We start from the raw sequence: 17,966 nt of genomic DNA, 5'->3' as shown, positions 1-17,966 counted from the left end.
CCCAGAAAGAAAATGACGGAAACGAGCAAGGGAACAACGGTAGGGGGTCTCAACAAGAAAATAGAGGCCACCAGCAAGGGAATGAAAAGAAGAATCAATAGAATATAGAAGTGAGAGATTCATTTCAAAGCTAAAAGGATTTCTCTCGCTATTGTGGGCAGTAAAACTCCCATCTCAAAATTTGGCTGGAGCAAAGAAGTTAGGTGGGAGTTGGGCTGCTTGTAAATGCCCAATTGGTGAGGGCTGATTAAAGTTGCACTTTATTATTTTATAGTTCTATTAAGAAGGAGTATGTGAAAAATATAATGGAGAAAAACATTCAACAAGAGAAAGATAAAGAAAAACCTGTTTTTTATGATCCGAAAGGAAGGAGAAACATAGCCTTTATTTCGTTTCTATGTATCTCAATAGTTAGTGTAGGTGTTGTATTTTATTTTTTCTTTCAAAGTATTTTTTCAACACCAGAAATTCCAAATATGAATACCGCTGTACAACAAGATACTAAACTTGTACCAATTAATCAAAAACTTAGTGATCAGCAGTTAAAGAAGGAAGAATTTAACCCAAATACCGGAACGAAGGATAATGAAAATTTGGTGAATCCGCCGAAGGATAGTAAACAACCTAAAGAAGTGTATGGTTTTTATGTAAACTGGGATGAAAATAGTACCGCTTCTTTAAAAGAAAATATCGATTCCTTAACTACGTTAGTACCAGAGTGGTATCATTTAAAAGCAGATTTAACGATTAGAAGTGAAATCAAACCTGAGATAGTAAAGTTTGCAGAAAAAAATCAAGTGAAGATTATGCCTTTGCTTACTAATTATACTGAGGAAGCTTCTGGTCCTGATAGTGGGCTAATTCATAAGTTACTGAATTCCTCAAATGATGTAAAGACAAAGTTTATTAATGATTTAGTAAGCCAAGTTAAAAAGAATCATTTTTCAGGAATTAATATTGACTTTGAGGCCGTACCTGAAAGTGATAGAGAAAACTTAACAAATTTTATGAAAGAACTTACTACGGAATTTCATCAACATGATTTGCTCGTTACACAAGATGTTCCAGCTAATGATAAGGCTTTTGATTATAGTGCGTTAGCAAAAATAATAGATCGAATGATTGTAATGATGTACGATGAGCACTATGGAGCCGGGGAACCAGGACCAATTGCTTCAAATAAGTGGTTCCAACATACATTGAAAGAACTGAATATTCCGTCTAATAAACTTATAGTTGCTTTCGGTAACTATGGGTATGATTGGGAAGTAAATAGTAAAGAAGCTGCGAAATCTTTAACTTTCTCAGAAGTTATGGCAATGGCTCATGATTCAAATATGAAAATTCAATGGGATAAGATTAGTGGGAACCCTTATTTTAGATATAAAACAGGAGAGAAAGAACATACTGCTTGGTTCTTAGATGGCGTTACTCTCTATAATCAAGTGAAAATCGCAATGGACAATAATGCAAATGGATTTGCGCTATGGAGATTAGGAGCAGAAGATCCTACAATATGGAAAGTTTTAAAAAATCCGATTGAGGTACAAAAAAATCCTAATGTATTACATAAAATCAATAGTTTAGATGAAGTAAATTATTCTGGACAAGGTGAAATTTTACAGATTGAGAATGAAAGAAAAAATGGATTGAGAGATTTTAAAGTAGGCAAAGATGGTTACCTTACAGATGAAGTATATCAATCCTTACCATCTGCATATGAAGTGCAACGATATGGAAAACCAAATGGGAGACAAGTAGTATTAACATTTGATGATGGACCAGACCCGAAATATACGCCAGAAATTTTAGATATATTAAAAGAGAATCAAATAAAAGCTGCTTTTTTTGTACTTGGTGAAAACGCACAACTAAATACTAGTATTGTAAAAAGAATATACGATGAAGGGCATGAAATTGGCAATCATACTTTCAAGCATCCTAACATAGCTGATACGTCTTTACTGCGAACGAAAGTAGAACTTAATACGACGCAACGTTTAATTCAGGAAGTAACTGGACATTCTACGGTTTTATTTAGACCGCCATATGAAGCGGATGCTAACCCGGATTCATCAAATGAAATATTGCCTATTTTACGTGCACAAAATATGAACTATACAATGGTAGCGGAAAAAGTTGATCCCGAAGACTGGGCAACACCATCAACAAATGAATTAGTAAAGCGTGCTCTTAATCCCATTTATAAGGGAGAGGGAAATATTATTCTTCTCCATGATGCGGGAGGGAATCGTACACATACAGTAGAGGCGCTCCCAATCATTATTAAAGACCTAAAAAAGCATGGATATAGTTTTGTAACAATTTCAGATTTAATGAATAAAGAACGAGATGAAATTATGCCTCCTGTTTCTTCTGAGGGGAAGCAATATTTACTTTACAATAAAGCTGTCTTTTCAGGAGCGGGATACTTTAAACATATATTAACTACTATTTTTTATATTGCTATTGGATTAGGGATTTTTCGATTTTTATTCTTAATTTATTTTGCATGGAAGCAGAAAAGAAAAACGTTATCTCGCTATATTAATTCGTCTTATCAACCTTTTGTTAGTGTTGTCATAGCGGCATATAATGAAGAAAAGGTGATAGCCAAGACGATTCACTCAATTTTGAATAGTAATTATAGAGAATTTGAAGTTATTGTTGTGGATGACGGATCGACAGATGGTACGTCAAAAGTAATGAAAGAAACATTTTATAAACACCCTAAAGTTCGTTTCATTCAGAAAGGAAATGGCGGGAAATCATCGGCAATGAACCTAGGGTTTCAACAATCGCGAGGAGAAATCATTGTCACTTTAGATGCGGATACTATTATTGCGCAAGACGCTATTTCTTTAATGGTTAGACACTTTGAAGATCAGAATGTAGCTGCAGTTTCAGGTAATGTCAAAGTGGGGAATAGACGGAATTTGTTAACTACTTGGCAACATGTTGAGTATATTACAGGGTTTAATTTAGAACGTAGAGCTTTTGATGAGTTAAATTGTATTACAGTAGTTCCAGGAGCTATTGGGGCGTGGCGCAAGAAGAATGTAGTTGAATCTGGATATTTAAGCGAAGATACATTAGCAGAAGATACCGATCTTACTATTACATTTTTACGTCAAGGGCATAGAATTGTATATGAAGAAAAAGCGCATGCTTTTACGGAATCACCTGAGGATGTGAAAAGTCTCATTAAACAGCGATATCGTTGGTCATATGGTACACTTCAATGTCTTTGGAAACATCGAAAAGCGTTGTGTAATTCAAAACATAAAACGTTAGGGTTTATTGCACTGCCTAACATGTGGTTATTCCAATATGTTCTGCAATTCATTGCTCCTTTTGCAGATATATTAATGATTATAGGACTATTTAGTAGTAATCCGCTAAAAGTTTTAGGATTTTATTTTGTATTCTTTTTAATGGATCTTTTCGCTTCTCTGTTCGCATTTAAATTAGAGGAAGAAAATCCGAAACCATTAGTATGGTTAATTTTACAACGTTTTATTTATCGTCAATTTATGACTTATGTTGTCATTAAATCTATATTCTCATCGCTTCGGGGAGTAGCGGTAGGGTGGAATAAACTAAAGAGACTGGGGAGTGTTAAACATTCCACGGAACATAAGGAGGCATCATAAAAGAGCGGACTATCTGCTCTTTTTTTCATTGGTTTTAGTTAGTTGAATGTAGAGTTGTAGCATAAAAACTGCTGCTTCTATAACGAGATTCCTATTCATTATGAATAGTGAGACAGTATGTTAAGCTAATCCTTTAGTTTCGGATTAAAGTTTTTTTATATTTTTTTAAAATGACGGACACAAAAACGCATATACCTTCGAATTATATATATGGATAACATAAATATGTATATAAAAGGGGAGAAATAAGATGAAAGAAAAAAAAGAAATGTTTCAAGAAATCGCTGAGGTGTTAAAGGTATTGGCGCATCCAGTTCGTCTATCTTTAGTAAAAATAATGCTTGCAAAAGGTCCTACTAATGTAACAACAATGTATGGGGATTTACAAATGCCTCAAAGTACAATTAGTCAACATTTATCTAAACTAAAAGCTGCTAAAATGGTTACAGGTACTCGGAAAGGATTAGAAATTTATTATGAGGTAACTGACAATCGCACAAAATCAATATTAGCATGTTTAGTTTAAATAATGACTTCTATTTCAAAATAAAAAACGCTATTCTTTTCTATGATTTTACAGAGAGAATAGCGTTTTTTATTTTTAAGGAGTATCTTTTTATATGCCTATAGAATGGAGTGAAAGGTTTATGGGTTTAAATGTACCTACTATTACCTTAGGTTCTAATGTGTCTAATAATGAAAAAATTCTCGGTTTAGGGGTGCTTCTTTATAGCTTACGTACAATTGAGATCAGAAAAAGTAGAGCGAGCGCTTAACGAGGCGGAAGTAGTGTTTATATGCGAAACTTTATAGAAATCTCATTTTTCTAATTGTATCTTTTTAGATTGATGGATGTGGGGTCACGTCCATCAATCTAAGAAAACAAGTTAGCTAAAAAATGATGAAAATAAACTTTATAGAAATAAAAAATATGAACGTAGAGGATTAAACAAAGTATATAGTGCTTTTTTAGTCATGTAATCTTTTAATTTGATGATCTTTTCCCCATTCAAACAGATCATTCATTATTTGCATTAAAGATTTTCCGTATTCACTTATGGTGTACTCAACCTTTGGTGGTACTTCTTGATATACGGTACGATAGATAATCCCATCAGCTTCAAGTTGCCGAAGTTGTTGTGTAAGAACCTTTTGTGTAATGTTTGGGATTTCTCGTTTAATTTCATTTGTTCGCATTTTTCCATCCGACAAAATACATAAAATATGAACTTTCCATTTTCCACCGATTACATCGAGTGTTGTTGCAATTGGGCAATTATCATTTTGATTCATATAACACCTCCAAAGGTACTTCAAGGTTCCTATAGTACCTGAAAGTACGTACTTTTCAATTATATGTAACTCATTCATACTAATACGTAAAGGATTGATTAATTTATAAAGGGGCTGGAAAATGATGAGAACACTTGTAATTGTAGCACACCCTCATATTGAAAAATCAAAAATTAATAAAAGATGGATAGAAGAACTTGAGAAACATTCAGATGAAATTACGGTGCATGAATTATATAAGGTGGCACCAAATTGGGAGTTTAATATTGAACAAGAGCAAAAGTTATTAGTAGAACATGACAGATATATATTTCAATTTCCGCTTTACTGGTACAGCTCACCACCATTATTAAAAAAATGGTTCGATGATGTATTAACATATGGATTTGCGTACGGATCACAAGGAGATAAAGTGAAGGGGAAAGAATTTGGTGTAGCTATTTCTATAGGTGGATTAGAAAAAGACTATGAAAATAGTGGGATTACAATGGATGAGTTGACGAAACCATTCCAAGCTACATGCCTATATACAGGTATGGAATTTATACCTTCCTTTTATTTATATGGTGCAGAATATAAACTAAGTGATGAAGAGATTGATAAAAGTGCACCTGAGTATGTGCAATATGTAATGAACAAGAAGTATTCTAATATATAATGAAAAATAGCCATTTACTTGTGAAGTAAATGGCTATTTTATATTCTTCTTATATTCACTAAGTGTAATCTTTAGTAAATTAATAGTTAATCTGATAAAATAAAAAACCTAACATATATAAAGGGGAGTTTTACTTGAGAACGATGCGACAATTATTACAAAAGAGAGCAATGCAGTCACCAAATTTGGAAGCGCTTGTAGGAGGGAAGAAAAGATATTCGTTTCAGCAATATAATGAACGAGTAAATCAGCTTGCACATTATTTGTTACATAATGGTGTGCAAAGAGGAGATCGTATAGGAATACTATGCAAAAATAATCACCCATTTCCAAGCGTTATGATGGCAAGTTTAAAAATTGGAGCGGTATTTATTCCGCTAAATCATCAGCTTACTGTATATGAATTAGAAACGATTGTAAAAGAAGCGAAATTAAAAGTGTTAGTTATTGATGAAGAATTTAGTGAAGTGTTATTAAATGTTGATGCTGTTAAAGAAATTCCTTATGTAATTCAAACGACAAAAGAAGGTTTTGGTTCATTTGAATTAGAGCTGCAAAAACAGCCAACGACAGAACCGAACGTAGAAGTTCATGAAGAAGACGACGCCATTTACTTATTTACTTCAGGAACGACTGGACAGGCGAAAGCATGTGTAATTGGACATAAAAACTTACATCACTATTTTGCTGAAATTGCGGGACAAAGAGAAATCCCAGCAGGTGAACGCTTTTTATCTGTGCATCCATTGTTCCATATGAGTGGCGTGCTTTCTATTTTAAATTGTATTTATCATGGCGTTACGATGATTTTCTTAGCTGATTCGAATCCTACTCTTATTTGGGATAAGATTGAAGAAGAGAAAATTACTACGATGCTTGCGTTCCCTGCTGTTTATAGTTACATGCTTGATGAATTAAATAAAAAAGAACGTAATATTTCAACCTTTAAAGTAGCACAAAGCGGTGGTACAAAAGTGCCAGAAACACTCATTCAAAAATATATGGAAAAAGGAATATATATGGTGCAAGGTTATGGTAGTACAGAAGGTTGGGTTGTAACCTCATGGCATCCAATGATGGGAAAAGAAAAGATGTCTTCTGTAGGAAAAACCTTGAAAAATGTAGAGGTGAAAATTGTTGATCCGGAAACAGGACATGAACTAACAACAAATGAAGTTGGAGAGATTCATGTGAAAAGTCCATACATGTTTAAAGGGTATTGGAATAATGAAAAGGCGACAAAGAAGGTAGTAAAAGATAACTGGTTTAACATGGGTGATGCTGGCATGATAGATGACGATGGATTCCTGCATATTATGGGAAGATATAAAGACGTTATTATACGCGGTGGTGACAATGTATATCCAGATCAAGTAGAAGATGTTATTCATGAAATACATGGTGTTTTAGAAGTTGCAGTAGTTGGAGTTCTAGATGACTTTTGGGGAGAGGTTCCAAGAGCTTTCATTGTGAAGGATAGCGAAACAATATTAACAGAAGAAAGTATTACTCAGTATTGTAAACAGAAATTAGCCAGTTACAAAATACCAGAAGTGGTATTCATAGATGAGTTACCGAAAAACGCTTTAGGAAAAGTGTTGAAGAGGGAATTACGAGATGTAGTTCTTGTGAAATAGAAAATTATGAAACGATGGAGAACCCAGTTATGTATAAAGCATGACTGGGTTTTTATGTATCAAAAACATAATAATTTACTAGATTTTGTATTTTGTGTAAGATAATAAAGAATATTCAATTAATAATTCGAGGGATGAAATTAAATGAAGCTACCGTTATTAGAAGTAGAGACGGATAGACTCATTATCCGTCCATTTCAAAAAGATGATTACGAAAGTTGGTTAGATGGATTTAATAAGAGACTGCCATCGCAGTATAAATATGACGATGGCTATCAAGTTATGGCATCACGAACAAAAGAATGGTTCACGGAATGGATTAGAGGGTTTGATGAAGCAGCACATCGAGATGAGATGTATGTATTAGGTATTTTTCGTAAAGAAGATGGGGCTAATATTGGAAAGCTAGAGCTAATAAAAATTTTACGTATGGATTATCAGTGGGCAATGATGGGCTACTCTATTCATAATCAATATTGGAAAAATGGATATTGGGTAGAAAGTGTAAACGCTACGTTATCGTTATTTTTTAATAGCCTTGATTTTCATAGAATCGAATTACATATACGTGTTGATAATGAGCCATCAGTACGTCTTGTGGAAAGAGCAGGCTTTTCATTTGAATGCAAGAGAGAAGCGTTTTCATTAGAGAATGGTAAGTGGATGGATTTTCTTATTTATTATAAAAATAAGGAGATGAATATATGAGAGTGGTTATTACAGGTGGAAATCGGGGATTAGGGTTACAGTTAGTAAAAGTATTTCATGAAAAGGGGCATATCGTTTATCCGTTAGTTAGAACTGAGGTTGCGGTAACGCAATTGAAGCAAATGTATAGTTGTAGATGTTTTCCTATATTGGCAGACTTATCGGTTGATGAGAGTACGGAGCAAATTGAGAAGCAGCTTGAGGAATATACAGAGCATGTTGATCTAGTTATAAATAACGCTGGCATTACTGGGAAGGAGACTGAGATTTTACATACAAATTCAGAAGAGTTAACGGATTTATTTAATATTCATTGCTTAGGTGTAATTCGGGCTGTAAAAGGTACATATATGGCGTTAGCTAAATCGGATCATCCGAGAATAGTAAATGTGTCCTCTCGATTAGGATCATTACATAAAATGGCGAACAAAGAGTTTCCGCAAGGCCAGTTCTCATATTCATATCGAATTGCTAAAGCAGCACAAAATATGTTAACACTCTGCTTACAACAAGAGTTTGAGAATAAAAGAATTCGTGTAACTGCCATTCACCCAGGAAAATTAAAAACTGATATTGGTGCCTTTGATGCGAATATGACTCCCGCTGAAGGAGCAAAAAATATATATGATTGGGTAATAGATTCAAATGAGGATATTTCAGGGAAGTTTATTGAGCCTGGTGTAGGGGAATTGAAGTGGTGATATACGATCTTGCAATCATTCAGAATCTATTTGGCCCTTCTAAAAAAGTATTAAATGGCTTACCAAATGCAGTAACGATTGAAGAAATAGAAGAAGATGTTTTGTATAACGTACAAACATATAAAGAAAAGATAAGTAGATTTGAAGAGGTTTGTTTTAATTGGGAGTTAAAAAGAGCAAGTATTGTATTAAACAAAAGGTTTAGTAGTTATAACTCAAGTGTGAAAGTGTTACTTGATGTCGGTTTTTCTTTGTATGCCGCAAAGATAGAAGTATGTAGAGAATTGAACAATGTAGAAGAGCTTGAAAGACAATATACATATCGATCAATAGCAGAAGGAACGTTATCGGAAAAAGAATTTAAATATATTTGGGAACAATGTATGTCGGGTTCAGGGAATCAAACTTCAATTTTAACTATCGATGAACATTTTTATTCCGTGCAAACAGAGTTAGGTAAGGGGTGGGAAAAGTCATGTATTGTTTTTTATGATAAAACTGAGCCAATTGGTATGTCCATACCGCATATAGAAACTGGAACAGAAAGTGAAGGACGATTATTTTACTTTGGAGTAATGCCTTATTATCGCGGGAAAGGAGTTGCTTCTCATATGCATCTTCAATCTTTACATATGTTAAAGGAAATGGGGGCTACTTATTACATCGGAAGCACGCATACTTCAAATGAAAAGATGCAGAGGATATTTTGGAGAAATTATTGTTCGATGAAAACGGAGACAGAGCTTTATTATAAAATTTTTAAAGTAGATGAGGAGAAAAGAAAATGAAGACTATAAACGTATTTCATTACGACGCATTTACGAATAAACCAAATAAGGGAAATCCAGCAGGTATTGTATTAGAAGCAGATGGATTAACGGAAGAGGAAATGCAAATTATTGCTGAAAAAGTTGGATATAACGAAACAACTTTTGTTCTTTCCTCAGAAGTAGGAGATATAAGAATGCGCTATTTTACACCTGGTTTTGAAATGAATTTATGTGGTCATGGGACAGTAGGGACGATATATGCCTTGCGCGAAAAAGGTTTATTAGAAGAGAAAAGTAACCTTACGATTGAAACGAAGGCTGGGATTTTACCGATACAAATAGGTGTAAATGAAAATGGAGAAACCTTTATTAAAATGAGACAGGCAGCACCTCAGTTTAAAGAATTTACAGGTTCAAAAGAAGAATTAGCTCATAGTATTGGTTTAGAAGTAAATGATTTAGATGAAAGTTTACCGATTGTATATGGAAGTACGGGGAATTGGACTGTAATTGTACCGATTAAAAATCTAGATGCGTGTGAGAGAATGAAACCTAATAATGCTGCATTTCCATCAGTATTAAAAGAAATACCTAATGCTTCTATTCACCCAATTTGTCTAGAAACTTATGATGAATTAGCACAAATGCACGGCCGTCATTTTTCATCAGCTTACGCTGGGACGATTGAAGATCCAGTGACAGGAACAGCTTCAGGTGTAATGGGAGCGTATTATGCGGAGTATTTAGAGAAAGATTTTGAACATGAATTGGATTTAATCGTTGAGCAAGGACAGGAAATAAATAAAGATGGTCGTGTAACCGTTTATGTAACGAAAGGGATAGAAAACGAAAAGTTACAAATAGATATCGCTGGAACAGCGGTGTATGTGAAAGAGTTTGAAGTTTCAATGTAAAAAAAGAAAGCCCGGCATACATCCGGACTTTCACTATCTGTTCAACACTTCAATATACGAAGCATCTCCAGTTGTTCTTAAAGCAGAGCGAAAATTGTTATTTTCTAGCGTTTTAGCGACTTGTTGTAATTGCTGTGCATCATCATGATGGATAAGTAAGCTGTCAGCACCGCTTTCTTCTATATGAATATGTTCGACGTTTCCAATGGCATCATGTACAGCTTTTAAAAATTCAGGTTTCATAATGTCCCTCCTATATGTATGTAACGTTTTTATTTAGTATTTCCTTATTTTTGAAATATAAAAGTAAATGAAAGGAGAAATAAAATGAATATACAGCAGTTTAACGAACATATAACATCACTATTTGGAGAGCATCTTCATAAATACGGCGATGATGAATATGGTTTTACTCATATAAGTAAAGATGAATTTCACAAAATCGGTTACACAACAAATTTAACGTTAGAAACTATTGAAGAAGCGTATAGAAATGGAGTCGATATGATAGTTACACATCATGCGCCGTGGAGTTTTTTATTTGGTATGGAAGAGGCTTGTATTGAGAAATTGAAGCAATATGAAATGAATCATTTTTGGGTTCATTTGCCGTTAGATTTTGTAAAGTTTGGCACGTGTACATCGTTATTTAACGGAATTGGGATAGATACAATACTGGAATATTCCACGTATGAGGAAGAAGAACTACCGGGAATAGGAGAATATAAAGAAGCGATTCCTTTTTCAAACTTAGTTGGAAAACTTGAAGAAAAAATGGAAGAGAAAGTGAAGAGCTGGAGAAATCACGATAAACCAGTAAAACGAATTGCGATTTTAACCGGTGCAGGAAACAATACAAATTTGATTGAACGTGCATTAGAAAAAGGGTGTGACACGTACATAACAGGTGAAAAAACATTATATACAGTGCAACATGCGAAATTTAAAGGGATTAATTTAATTGTAGGCAGTCATACGTTTACAGAAGTGTTTGGTGTAGAAAGTTTGGCTCATAAACTACAAGACAGAGACCCTGCAATAGAAATTATTAGAGTATATGAGGAGCATTTAGAGTGATAAAATCACATTACCATAAATGGAATATTGAAGAAAGCCATTGTAATAAAATAAAATTATTGTTTGTTATATTAGGATGGTTGGGAGGATTTCCCTTGCGTTTGTCAAATAATAGTAAAGTTGCCTTTTGAATTGAGGGAATATTCGGAGTTAAAGGGTGAGAGAATGGACATTTCAATAATCACTGCACAACTAGTTAAGGAAAAAGTTATTTCACATTATCCAAATAGCGTAAAAGCATTAAACGGGGGTACGACAAGTACTATATATTTGTTAGATGAACAATACGTTGTAAAGTTGAATGAATCGGATGTCATACGTGAAGAAGCTTATTTTCTTCAGTTTTATAAAAAGGATGAATTATTTCCAAAGCTTTTTTATAAGGAACCTTTAAATCGCTATATTGTTTACTCATTCCTTGAGGGCACAACTTTTTGCAAACTAGGCCATAAACGGAGCGTTCTTTGTAAACTTGTAAAGGAAGTTATCAATAAGTATGAAGTAGCTACAGAGATTGATGGCTGGGGATGGAAAGAAAACCTAGTTCAATCTTGGAATGAATTTTTAACGACAAATGTGATGGAAGCTCATGAAAATGTAAGACGTTACATAAGTGAGGAAGCGTATAGAACGGTTTTTAAGTTAGCAAATAGTCCAAGTAGGGGGACTGGAATAAATCAGCCATTTTTATTGCATGGTGATCTTGGATTTCATAATTTTATATTTCAAGAGAATAAACTGCACGGTGTAATTGATCCTTTACCAGTGTTAGGAGATCCTATATATGATTTAATTTATGCGTTCTGTTCAACTCCGGAAGATTTAACAAAAGAAACGATTGGTTATGCGATGAAACAATGTGTATTTCATAAAAATGACCGTGATTTATATGAAGAGATAGTCATAGGATTATATTTGCGTATAGATACATGTTTATGGCACCACCCGAAAGATTTAGAAGATTATTTAGCAGCTTGGCGTTATTGGATGGGTGAGGTTGAGGTGACTTTATAGTACAAATATTTTTAGGGGAGATGGTGAGATGAATGTTGTAGAAGCGAAAAAGGATTTACTGTAATTCCATTATCGGTTACATTTGTCTATTTACTTACTTTTATAAGTTTATTAATTGAACATAAAAAAGCAGCTTAATAAAAATTTAGGGATAGGGGGAATTATGATGAAAAATTACGTTTGTACAACGTGTGGCGTGCAGTATGCAGCGAGTGTAGAAGAACCGGTGAGTTGTCATATTTGTGATGAAGAGAGGCAATATGTGAATCCAAAAGGACAATCTTGGACGACACTAGAAAGCTTACAAATTGGTGATACATATAAAAATGAAATAATCGAAGAGGAAGATGGACTTTATAGTATTACAACAAAACCAGGATTTGCGATCGGTCAAACGGCATTTGTAGTGAAAACAGAGTCATATCGTTTACTGTGGGACTGTATTACGTATTTAGATGAAACGACAATTACGAAAATAAAAGAGCTTGGCGGATTAGATGCGATTGCATTGTCTCATCCTCATTATTATTCAACGCAAGTAGAATGGGCAGAGACATTTGATGTACCAATTTATATACATGAAGATGATAAAGAGTGGGTGATGCGTCCGAGTAGTCGTATTATTTATTGGTCTGGTGAGTCTTTACAATTAGCTGATGGGATTACTGTACATCGTCTTGGAGGACATTTTAGTGGTGGTTCTGTATTGCATTGGGAAGAAGGTAATGATGGAAAAGGGATTTTGTTAACAGGTGATATTATTCAAGTTGTAGCAGATGAGCGGTGGGTAAGCTTCATGTACAGCTATCCAAACTTAATTCCACTACCAGCGAGGAAAGTGGAAGAAATGGTGAATCGAGTGAAGCCGTTACAGTTTAATCGTTTATACAACGCTTTTCATCGAGTAGTAAAAGAAAATGCAAATGAGGCAGTTGAACGTTCTGCTGACAGATATATAAAAGCAATAGAAGGAAAGTTGTTTCATACGTAAAAGGAGAGTAGCTTAATGAAAACGTTAGTATGTTTTGGAGATAGTATTACAGCTGATGAAACATTTTTTGATGGAATGCCGAGATTAACACCACGTTTGCAAGAGATGTTTCTGAATTGGATAGTAGTGAATGCAGGTGTTCCAGGTGATAATACATTCGATGCGTTAAATAGGATTGAAGAAGATGTAATATCATATAAACCAGATTTCGTAACAGTTTTTCTTGGTACGAATGATGCAGTTTCTTTTTCTCAAGTGTCATTACAAGCATACAAAGAAAATTTAGAGAAGATTGTGAACCATATTTCGTCAGGTAAAGTGCTGCTTATTAGCCCTGCGCCAGTTGATGAAGAGAGGCAGCATAATAGAACAAATGAAGTGCTCTGTCAGTATGCAGACGTGGTAGAGGAAGTGGCAAAAGAAACAGGAAGCTATTTTCTAAATTTGTATGCTGAAATGATTCAAGAACTGAATTATAAAAGGTTTGTAGAAAATGATGAAAAAGATGGATTACACTTTGGGCCAGAAGGTTATGAGTATGTAGCGAAGTTAATTGGTGAAAAGTTAAAAGGGATTTTATAAAAAAAGCAAAGCGATATCGCTTTGCTTTTTCGTATTTCTTTCGTAGTCCATAAACTTATTGATTGCTGTAATTTGGACAGATATTTTGCATTTTTATCCCGCATTAACTGCCCGTAAATGCCCGATTGGTGAGGGCTAATAATCAGTGGGGGATGAACAAAAAAACCACTGATTAAAGTTTCACTTTATGTGGGTAAAAGGTTAGTGCTGTTTTAAAGTAATAAAAATTTATATTTCGTAGTTGAAAATTAATAAAGATGTAACTATAATAGTTACAGTGAGTTTGTTGTTTTGAGATGTACATATTGAATTACAAGAATGAAGGGAGTTTTTATGTAAATCAAAAAGTTATAAAAATCTATTTATTTTTATAATAAAATAAAATGTTTTTCGGTTCATACACATTATTAAATATGTTATTTCTAATAGAAAAATAGAGGTGGAAAAATGAAAAATTTTAAAGGTATGTTGATATCATCACTTGCAATTACAACTTTTGCTGGGATAGGTACGACATTTGTAACAAATACAGTATATGCTGCTAATGACGATTCTAGTAAAATACAAGTTCGTTCTAATAAGAGTATAAACACAACAACTGGCTCGAGATTGCCTGTATTATCAGTCAATCCTTATGATGAACCTAGATTTTCAAGACAGGGATATCTTGAAGAGGCACCTTTAGGAATTAATGCTCCTTATGCTTGGGGAATTAAAGGAGGAAATGGCCAGGGAGCAACTTTTGTAGATTTGGAAGAAGGCTGGTTACTAAATCATGAAGATTTAGTCGGTCAAAATATTGAATTTATGTCTGGAAAAATGAGTAATGATCTTTCTCACGGTACTTCAGTTCTAGGTGTTGTTTCGGCAGCTGACAATGGGATTGGGAATATTGGGATTGCACCAAAAGCAAAGGCAAAAGTAATTTCAGTGATCCGAGATAATGGGAGAATCGATGTAAGAGATGCTATTTTAAGTGCCGTAGATTCTTTACAGGCTGGAGATGTTTTATTAATAGAAGAATCCTTTAAATATGATGGATATGGAGATGACCCTTTACCAGTAGAAGTATACCCGAGTATATTTAACGCAATTCGCAAAGGTACAGATAAAGGCATTATTATTGTAGAAGCAGCTGGTAATGGTGGGATTGATTTAGATGAATTTAAAGACCGTAATGGTAAGCAGATTTTAAATCGAAATAGTCCAGACTTTAAAGATTCAGGAGCTATTATAGTTGGAGCATCTACTGCAAGAGTTCCTCATAAACGTTTAGCTTTCTCTAACTATGGTAGTAGAATTGATGTATATGGTTGGGGAGAGTATGTTGATACATTAGATACATATCAAAATCAAAATAGTAAAGGACAAAAAGTTACAGATCAGAACATAATTAATCGTTATACTTCTAATTTCCGTGGTACTTCTAGCGCTTCGCCTATAATTGCTGGGGCTGCTGTATCGATTCAAGGGATTGCTAAAGAACATTTAGGTAAGGCATATACACCAAAAGAATTGAGAGCAATTTTAAGTAATCCTAATACAGGCACAAAGTCTAATAACCCATCATCTGATAAAATAGGTGTTTTACCAGATTTAAAAGCGATTTTGTCTAACCTTGGATTTCATAGTGATTTGACTACCAATGATCCTATGGTATTTCCAGATAACGTAGAAAAAAATGAAGGAAAAGAAAATTCAACTTTCGTATTTCCAGGTGAAGAAACAAAAAGAACAGGTGATAAAAATTCAACTGTAACCTTCCCAGAAGAAGATTTAAAACAGGAGGAAAAAGAAGAGGGATTAATTGTTTTTCCTGATTAATAAAAAAATACTACCTTCCATTTGGAGGTAGTATTTTTTATTTCTTGTCAATAACAAGCAGGCATGAAATTTGTATTTGTTTATCTTTCATAATGAATTTAACTAAAAAAATCGAATATTTGACTGTTAATTTACTTTTTCGTCTCAATCAATTACATGAATTAATCTAGAAATGCTTGCTGTAATGCTTTCAGTCCATCGCTGTAAATACCATGAAACAGATTAATTGCCTCTTCATCACTAACCTCAACAGGAGTGAATGTACCAGACCACTCTACTAACGATGTGTTACTTTCAGTACCTTCTTTCACCTGGATTGTAGATAGATAATTAGTGACTGGGAATGGTGCATTCATGATTGAATACGTGTAGTAGCGCTCTTTATCATTGAATACTTCTAATCGTTCTATAATTGTATCCCCATCCGGATTAGCTAGATGACGTACACGACCGCCTTCAGTTAATTTACTGCTAGGTATATAAGGTAACCAGTCTGGAAGGGAGTTGAAACCTCCGATTAATTGCCATACTTGTTCAGGTGAACCGAAAATTTCCATAGATGTAGTAGTATGTGCCATATTCATTACGCTCCTTTTCATCCCGGTATTTACGGGTAAATAATCAGTGGGGGATGCTCTCACTGATTAAAGTTTCATTATTATTTTACGTTGATTGGTAGTGGTGCATTAGGTGCTACTAGTTTTTGTTCGCGCATTTCTTCCCAGAATGCTGCTGGAATTACTGTATTTAAGGCGTTTTGGTCTTCTACAATTCGTTCCGGTTTACTTGCACCAGGAACAACGGCAGCAACTGCTGGATTTGCTAGTGAAAATTGTAATGCAGCAGCTTTGATGCTGATTTCGTAACGATCTGCAAGAGCTTTGATTTTCTCAACCTTTGCAATAATTTCTGGCGATGCTTTTTGATATTCGAAGTGAGCGCCTCCAGCAAGAATACCTGAGCTATATGGGCCACCAACAACAATATCCATATTATGCTTTACAGCTGCAGGCATTACTCGTTGCAATGCACGTTCGTGGTCTAATAATGAATAGCGACCAGCTAATAAGGATATATTTGGTTTCGCTTCTTCTAAATCAAGCATAAGTTCAATTGATTCTACTTTGTTTACTCCAAGCCCCCAGCCTTTAATGACTCCTTCTTCACGTAAACGTGTTAGCGCACGGAATGCTCCTGTTCGAGCAATTTCAAATTGTGAAATCCACGCATCACCATAAAAGTCTTGTGCTAAATCATGAATGAAAACAAAGTCTAGACGATCTGTTTTTAAACGTTTCAAACTTTGCTCGATAGAACGAAGTGTTGCATCTGCGCTATAGTCATTGATCATTTTATTTTTGCGACCAAATTCGAAAAGCCCGCCTTTTTCACCTAAATCACGTGCAGATGGATCTTCTAATTCATCCGAAATAGTTCGACCTACTTTCGTACTTAAAAAGTAATCATCACGATTTCTTTTTGATAGTGCTTCACCAAGACGAATCTCCGCTAAGCCAGATCCATAAAGTGGAGCTGTATCAAAGTAACGAACGCCATTCTCCCAAGCAGCATCCACTGTAGCGATTGCTTCTTCCTCTGGGATATTACGGTACATATTTCCTAGTGGTGCTGTACCAAACCCGATTTTTTCTTTTAGTAATTTACTCATTATAGATATCCTCCTAAAATGTATTTGCAAAATATTTATTCATTGTGAATGGATGTGAAAATGAAAACATGTCATTTTATCGTCTGACAAAATGTATGAGAAAAATACTCACTTTAAAGTAAAGGTACTAACAGGTAATTTCTAACACTGCATGACTCACTCAACTCTTACAAATGCTATTATGAAATGTATTTTACATAATGAAAAGTACGTACTTTAAAGTGATATAGATACTAAAAAGTAATACAGGTACTTTTTGGTGCCGTACTACTCATCTGCTGTTTACGTATGCTATTATGAAACATGTTTAACAGGGTAAAAAGTACGTACTTTAAGGTGCTATAGATACTTAAAAGTAATATTTAAATATTTTAGCTTATTTGTCTTATAAAATTATTAAAGGAGATTTTTATATGAAAACATACAATATTCCTGTAGAGGCAACTTTAGAGGTTATCGGTGGAAAGTGGAAAGT

18 protein-coding genes and 2 pseudogenes are annotated in these 17,966 nt (G+C 34.3%); 16 read left to right on the top strand and 4 right to left on the bottom strand.

Annotation, left to right across the window (positions count from 1 at the left end; translation table 11 throughout):
- The first annotated feature begins 305 nt into the window (after positions 1-305).
- From MR107_RS25515 to MR107_RS25505, 3 genes are all read left to right on the top strand, one after another.
- Positions 306-3,653 (top strand): trifunctional glycoside hydrolase family 18/polysaccharide deacetylase/glycosyltransferase family 2 protein, encoded by a 3,348-nt coding sequence (locus MR107_RS25515; protein ID WP_242292864.1) that lies wholly within the window; start codon positions 306-308, stop codon positions 3,651-3,653.
- Positions 3,654-3,903: 250 nt separating this feature from the next.
- Positions 3,904-4,179 carry an ArsR/SmtB family transcription factor gene (locus MR107_RS25510; RefSeq protein WP_000660066.1) on the top strand — a complete coding sequence of 92 codons (276 nt, stop codon included), beginning with the start codon at positions 3,904-3,906 and terminating at the stop codon, positions 4,177-4,179.
- A gap of 94 nt (positions 4,180-4,273) precedes the next feature.
- On the top strand, positions 4,274-4,429 hold the full coding sequence (locus MR107_RS25505) for a hypothetical protein (RefSeq protein ID WP_166669637.1): 156 nt from the start codon (positions 4,274-4,276) through the stop codon (positions 4,427-4,429).
- Between the two features lie 193 nt (positions 4,430-4,622).
- On the opposite strand, the gene MR107_RS25500 is transcribed toward MR107_RS25505, so the two are convergent.
- Positions 4,623-4,946: a winged helix-turn-helix transcriptional regulator gene (locus MR107_RS25500; RefSeq protein WP_001072980.1), complete on the bottom strand. Its 324-nt coding sequence runs from the start codon at positions 4,944-4,946 to the stop codon at positions 4,623-4,625.
- 124 nt (positions 4,947-5,070) lie between these two features.
- On the opposite strand from MR107_RS25500, the gene MR107_RS25495 reads away from it, so the two are divergent.
- The 6 genes from MR107_RS25495 (at position 5,071) to MR107_RS25470 (ending at position 10,334) form a co-directional block, all read left to right on the top strand.
- On the top strand, positions 5,071-5,604 hold the full coding sequence (locus tag MR107_RS25495; protein ID WP_002164479.1) for an NAD(P)H-dependent oxidoreductase: 534 nt from the start codon (positions 5,071-5,073) through the stop codon (positions 5,602-5,604).
- Positions 5,605-5,747: 143 nt separating this feature from the next.
- Positions 5,748-7,241 carry a class I adenylate-forming enzyme family protein gene (locus MR107_RS25490; RefSeq protein ID WP_242292865.1) on the top strand — a complete coding sequence of 498 codons (1,494 nt, stop codon included), beginning with the start codon at positions 5,748-5,750 and terminating at the stop codon, positions 7,239-7,241.
- Between the two features lie 144 nt (positions 7,242-7,385).
- The gene (locus MR107_RS25485; RefSeq protein WP_242292863.1) at positions 7,386-7,949 is read left to right on the top strand and encodes a GNAT family N-acetyltransferase; all 564 of its coding nucleotides are present in this window, start codon (positions 7,386-7,388) and stop codon (positions 7,947-7,949) included.
- Positions 7,946-8,650, top strand: coding sequence for an SDR family NAD(P)-dependent oxidoreductase (locus MR107_RS25480; protein ID WP_001266945.1), 705 nt, complete (start codon positions 7,946-7,948; stop codon positions 8,648-8,650). Before MR107_RS25485 ends, MR107_RS25480 begins: the two co-directional genes overlap by 4 nt.
- The gene (locus MR107_RS25475) at positions 8,647-9,438 is read left to right on the top strand and encodes a GNAT family N-acetyltransferase (RefSeq protein WP_000638687.1); all 792 of its coding nucleotides are present in this window, start codon (positions 8,647-8,649) and stop codon (positions 9,436-9,438) included. The genes MR107_RS25480 and MR107_RS25475 overlap by 4 nt, the downstream gene beginning before the upstream one ends.
- Entirely contained in the window at positions 9,435-10,334 is a 900-nt protein-coding gene (locus MR107_RS25470; RefSeq protein WP_242292862.1) for a PhzF family phenazine biosynthesis isomerase, read from the top strand. Before MR107_RS25475 ends, MR107_RS25470 begins: the two co-directional genes overlap by 4 nt.
- A gap of 33 nt (positions 10,335-10,367) precedes the next feature.
- Here the strand turns inward: MR107_RS25470 and MR107_RS25465 are convergent, their stop codons facing one another.
- On the bottom strand, positions 10,368-10,577 hold the full coding sequence (locus MR107_RS25465) for a hypothetical protein (RefSeq protein WP_000801653.1): 210 nt from the start codon (positions 10,575-10,577) through the stop codon (positions 10,368-10,370).
- Positions 10,578-10,661: 84 nt separating this feature from the next.
- Between MR107_RS25465 and MR107_RS25460 the strand changes: the two genes are divergently transcribed.
- The 6 genes and pseudogenes from MR107_RS25460 to MR107_RS25440 all read left to right on the top strand — a co-directional run bounded on the left by MR107_RS25460 (position 10,662) and on the right by MR107_RS25440 (position 15,822).
- Positions 10,662-11,411: a Nif3-like dinuclear metal center hexameric protein gene (locus MR107_RS25460; protein ID WP_001025675.1), complete on the top strand. Its 750-nt coding sequence runs from the start codon at positions 10,662-10,664 to the stop codon at positions 11,409-11,411.
- 165 nt (positions 11,412-11,576) lie between these two features.
- Positions 11,577-12,425 (top strand): aminoglycoside phosphotransferase family protein, encoded by an 849-nt coding sequence (locus MR107_RS25455; protein WP_242292861.1) that lies wholly within the window; start codon positions 11,577-11,579, stop codon positions 12,423-12,425.
- A gap of 42 nt (positions 12,426-12,467) precedes the next feature.
- A pseudogene (locus MR107_RS32055) lies at positions 12,468-12,563 on the top strand (DUF7010 family protein); the annotation flags it as partial.
- 25 nt (positions 12,564-12,588) lie between these two features.
- Complete coding sequence (locus MR107_RS25450) at positions 12,589-13,416, top strand: MBL fold metallo-hydrolase (protein ID WP_033689015.1); 828 nt, start codon at positions 12,589-12,591, stop codon at positions 13,414-13,416.
- Between the two features lie 15 nt (positions 13,417-13,431).
- On the top strand, positions 13,432-13,998 hold the full coding sequence (locus MR107_RS25445; RefSeq protein ID WP_088322046.1) for an SGNH/GDSL hydrolase family protein: 567 nt from the start codon (positions 13,432-13,434) through the stop codon (positions 13,996-13,998).
- A gap of 447 nt (positions 13,999-14,445) precedes the next feature.
- Entirely contained in the window at positions 14,446-15,822 is a 1,377-nt protein-coding gene (locus tag MR107_RS25440; protein ID WP_000787683.1) for a S8 family peptidase, read from the top strand.
- Positions 15,823-15,983: 161 nt separating this feature from the next.
- On the opposite strand, the gene MR107_RS25435 is transcribed toward MR107_RS25440, so the two are convergent.
- Together MR107_RS25435 and MR107_RS25430 are read right to left on the bottom strand one after the other, a co-directional pair.
- Entirely contained in the window at positions 15,984-16,400 is a 417-nt protein-coding gene (locus MR107_RS25435) for an SRPBCC family protein (protein WP_000951521.1), read from the bottom strand.
- An 80-nt stretch (positions 16,401-16,480) separates the two neighbouring features.
- Complete coding sequence (locus tag MR107_RS25430) at positions 16,481-17,491, bottom strand: aldo/keto reductase (protein ID WP_000040526.1); 1,011 nt, start codon at positions 17,489-17,491, stop codon at positions 16,481-16,483.
- Positions 17,492-17,871: 380 nt separating this feature from the next.
- Between MR107_RS25430 and MR107_RS25425 the strand changes: the two are divergent.
- A pseudogene (locus MR107_RS25425) lies at positions 17,872-17,966 on the top strand (winged helix-turn-helix transcriptional regulator); the annotation flags it as partial.

The sequence above is a fragment of the Bacillus cereus group sp. BfR-BA-01441 genome (assembly GCF_022663075.1).
GTDB classification, from domain to species: Bacteria; Bacillota; Bacilli; order Bacillales; family Bacillaceae_G; genus Bacillus_A; species Bacillus_A cereus.
The sequence above is the reverse complement of the archived record's forward strand: the minus strand, read 5'-3'. Positions and strand labels throughout refer to the sequence as shown.

Bases quoted from the DNA above. Each gene is read 5' to 3' on its own strand.
- MR107_RS25515 (WP_242292864.1), top strand. From the start codon at position 306: ATGGAGAAAAACATTCAACAAGAGAAAGATAAAGAAAAACCTGTTTTT.
- MR107_RS25450 (WP_033689015.1), top strand. From the start codon at position 12,589: ATGATGAAAAATTACGTTTGTACAACGTGTGGCGTGCAGTATGCAGCG.
- MR107_RS25435 (WP_000951521.1), bottom strand. From the start codon at position 16,400: ATGGCACATACTACTACATCTATGGAAATTTTCGGTTCACCTGAACAA.
- MR107_RS25480 (WP_001266945.1), top strand. From the start codon at position 7,946: ATGAGAGTGGTTATTACAGGTGGAAATCGGGGATTAGGGTTACAGTTA.
- MR107_RS25500 (WP_001072980.1), bottom strand. From the start codon at position 4,946: ATGAATCAAAATGATAATTGCCCAATTGCAACAACACTCGATGTAATC.
- MR107_RS25455 (WP_242292861.1), top strand. From the start codon at position 11,577: ATGGACATTTCAATAATCACTGCACAACTAGTTAAGGAAAAAGTTATT.
- MR107_RS25490 (WP_242292865.1), top strand. From the start codon at position 5,748: ATGCGACAATTATTACAAAAGAGAGCAATGCAGTCACCAAATTTGGAA.
- MR107_RS25445 (WP_088322046.1), top strand. From the start codon at position 13,432: ATGAAAACGTTAGTATGTTTTGGAGATAGTATTACAGCTGATGAAACA.
- MR107_RS25470 (WP_242292862.1), top strand. From the start codon at position 9,435: ATGAAGACTATAAACGTATTTCATTACGACGCATTTACGAATAAACCA.
- MR107_RS25485 (WP_242292863.1), top strand. From the start codon at position 7,386: ATGAAGCTACCGTTATTAGAAGTAGAGACGGATAGACTCATTATCCGT.
- MR107_RS25460 (WP_001025675.1), top strand. From the start codon at position 10,662: ATGAATATACAGCAGTTTAACGAACATATAACATCACTATTTGGAGAG.
- MR107_RS25505 (WP_166669637.1), top strand. From the start codon at position 4,274: ATGCCTATAGAATGGAGTGAAAGGTTTATGGGTTTAAATGTACCTACT.
- MR107_RS25430 (WP_000040526.1), bottom strand. From the start codon at position 17,491: ATGAGTAAATTACTAAAAGAAAAAATCGGGTTTGGTACAGCACCACTA.
- MR107_RS25440 (WP_000787683.1), top strand. From the start codon at position 14,446: ATGAAAAATTTTAAAGGTATGTTGATATCATCACTTGCAATTACAACT.
- MR107_RS25465 (WP_000801653.1), bottom strand. From the start codon at position 10,577: ATGAAACCTGAATTTTTAAAAGCTGTACATGATGCCATTGGAAACGTC.
- MR107_RS25510 (WP_000660066.1), top strand. From the start codon at position 3,904: ATGAAAGAAAAAAAAGAAATGTTTCAAGAAATCGCTGAGGTGTTAAAG.
- MR107_RS25495 (WP_002164479.1), top strand. From the start codon at position 5,071: ATGAGAACACTTGTAATTGTAGCACACCCTCATATTGAAAAATCAAAA.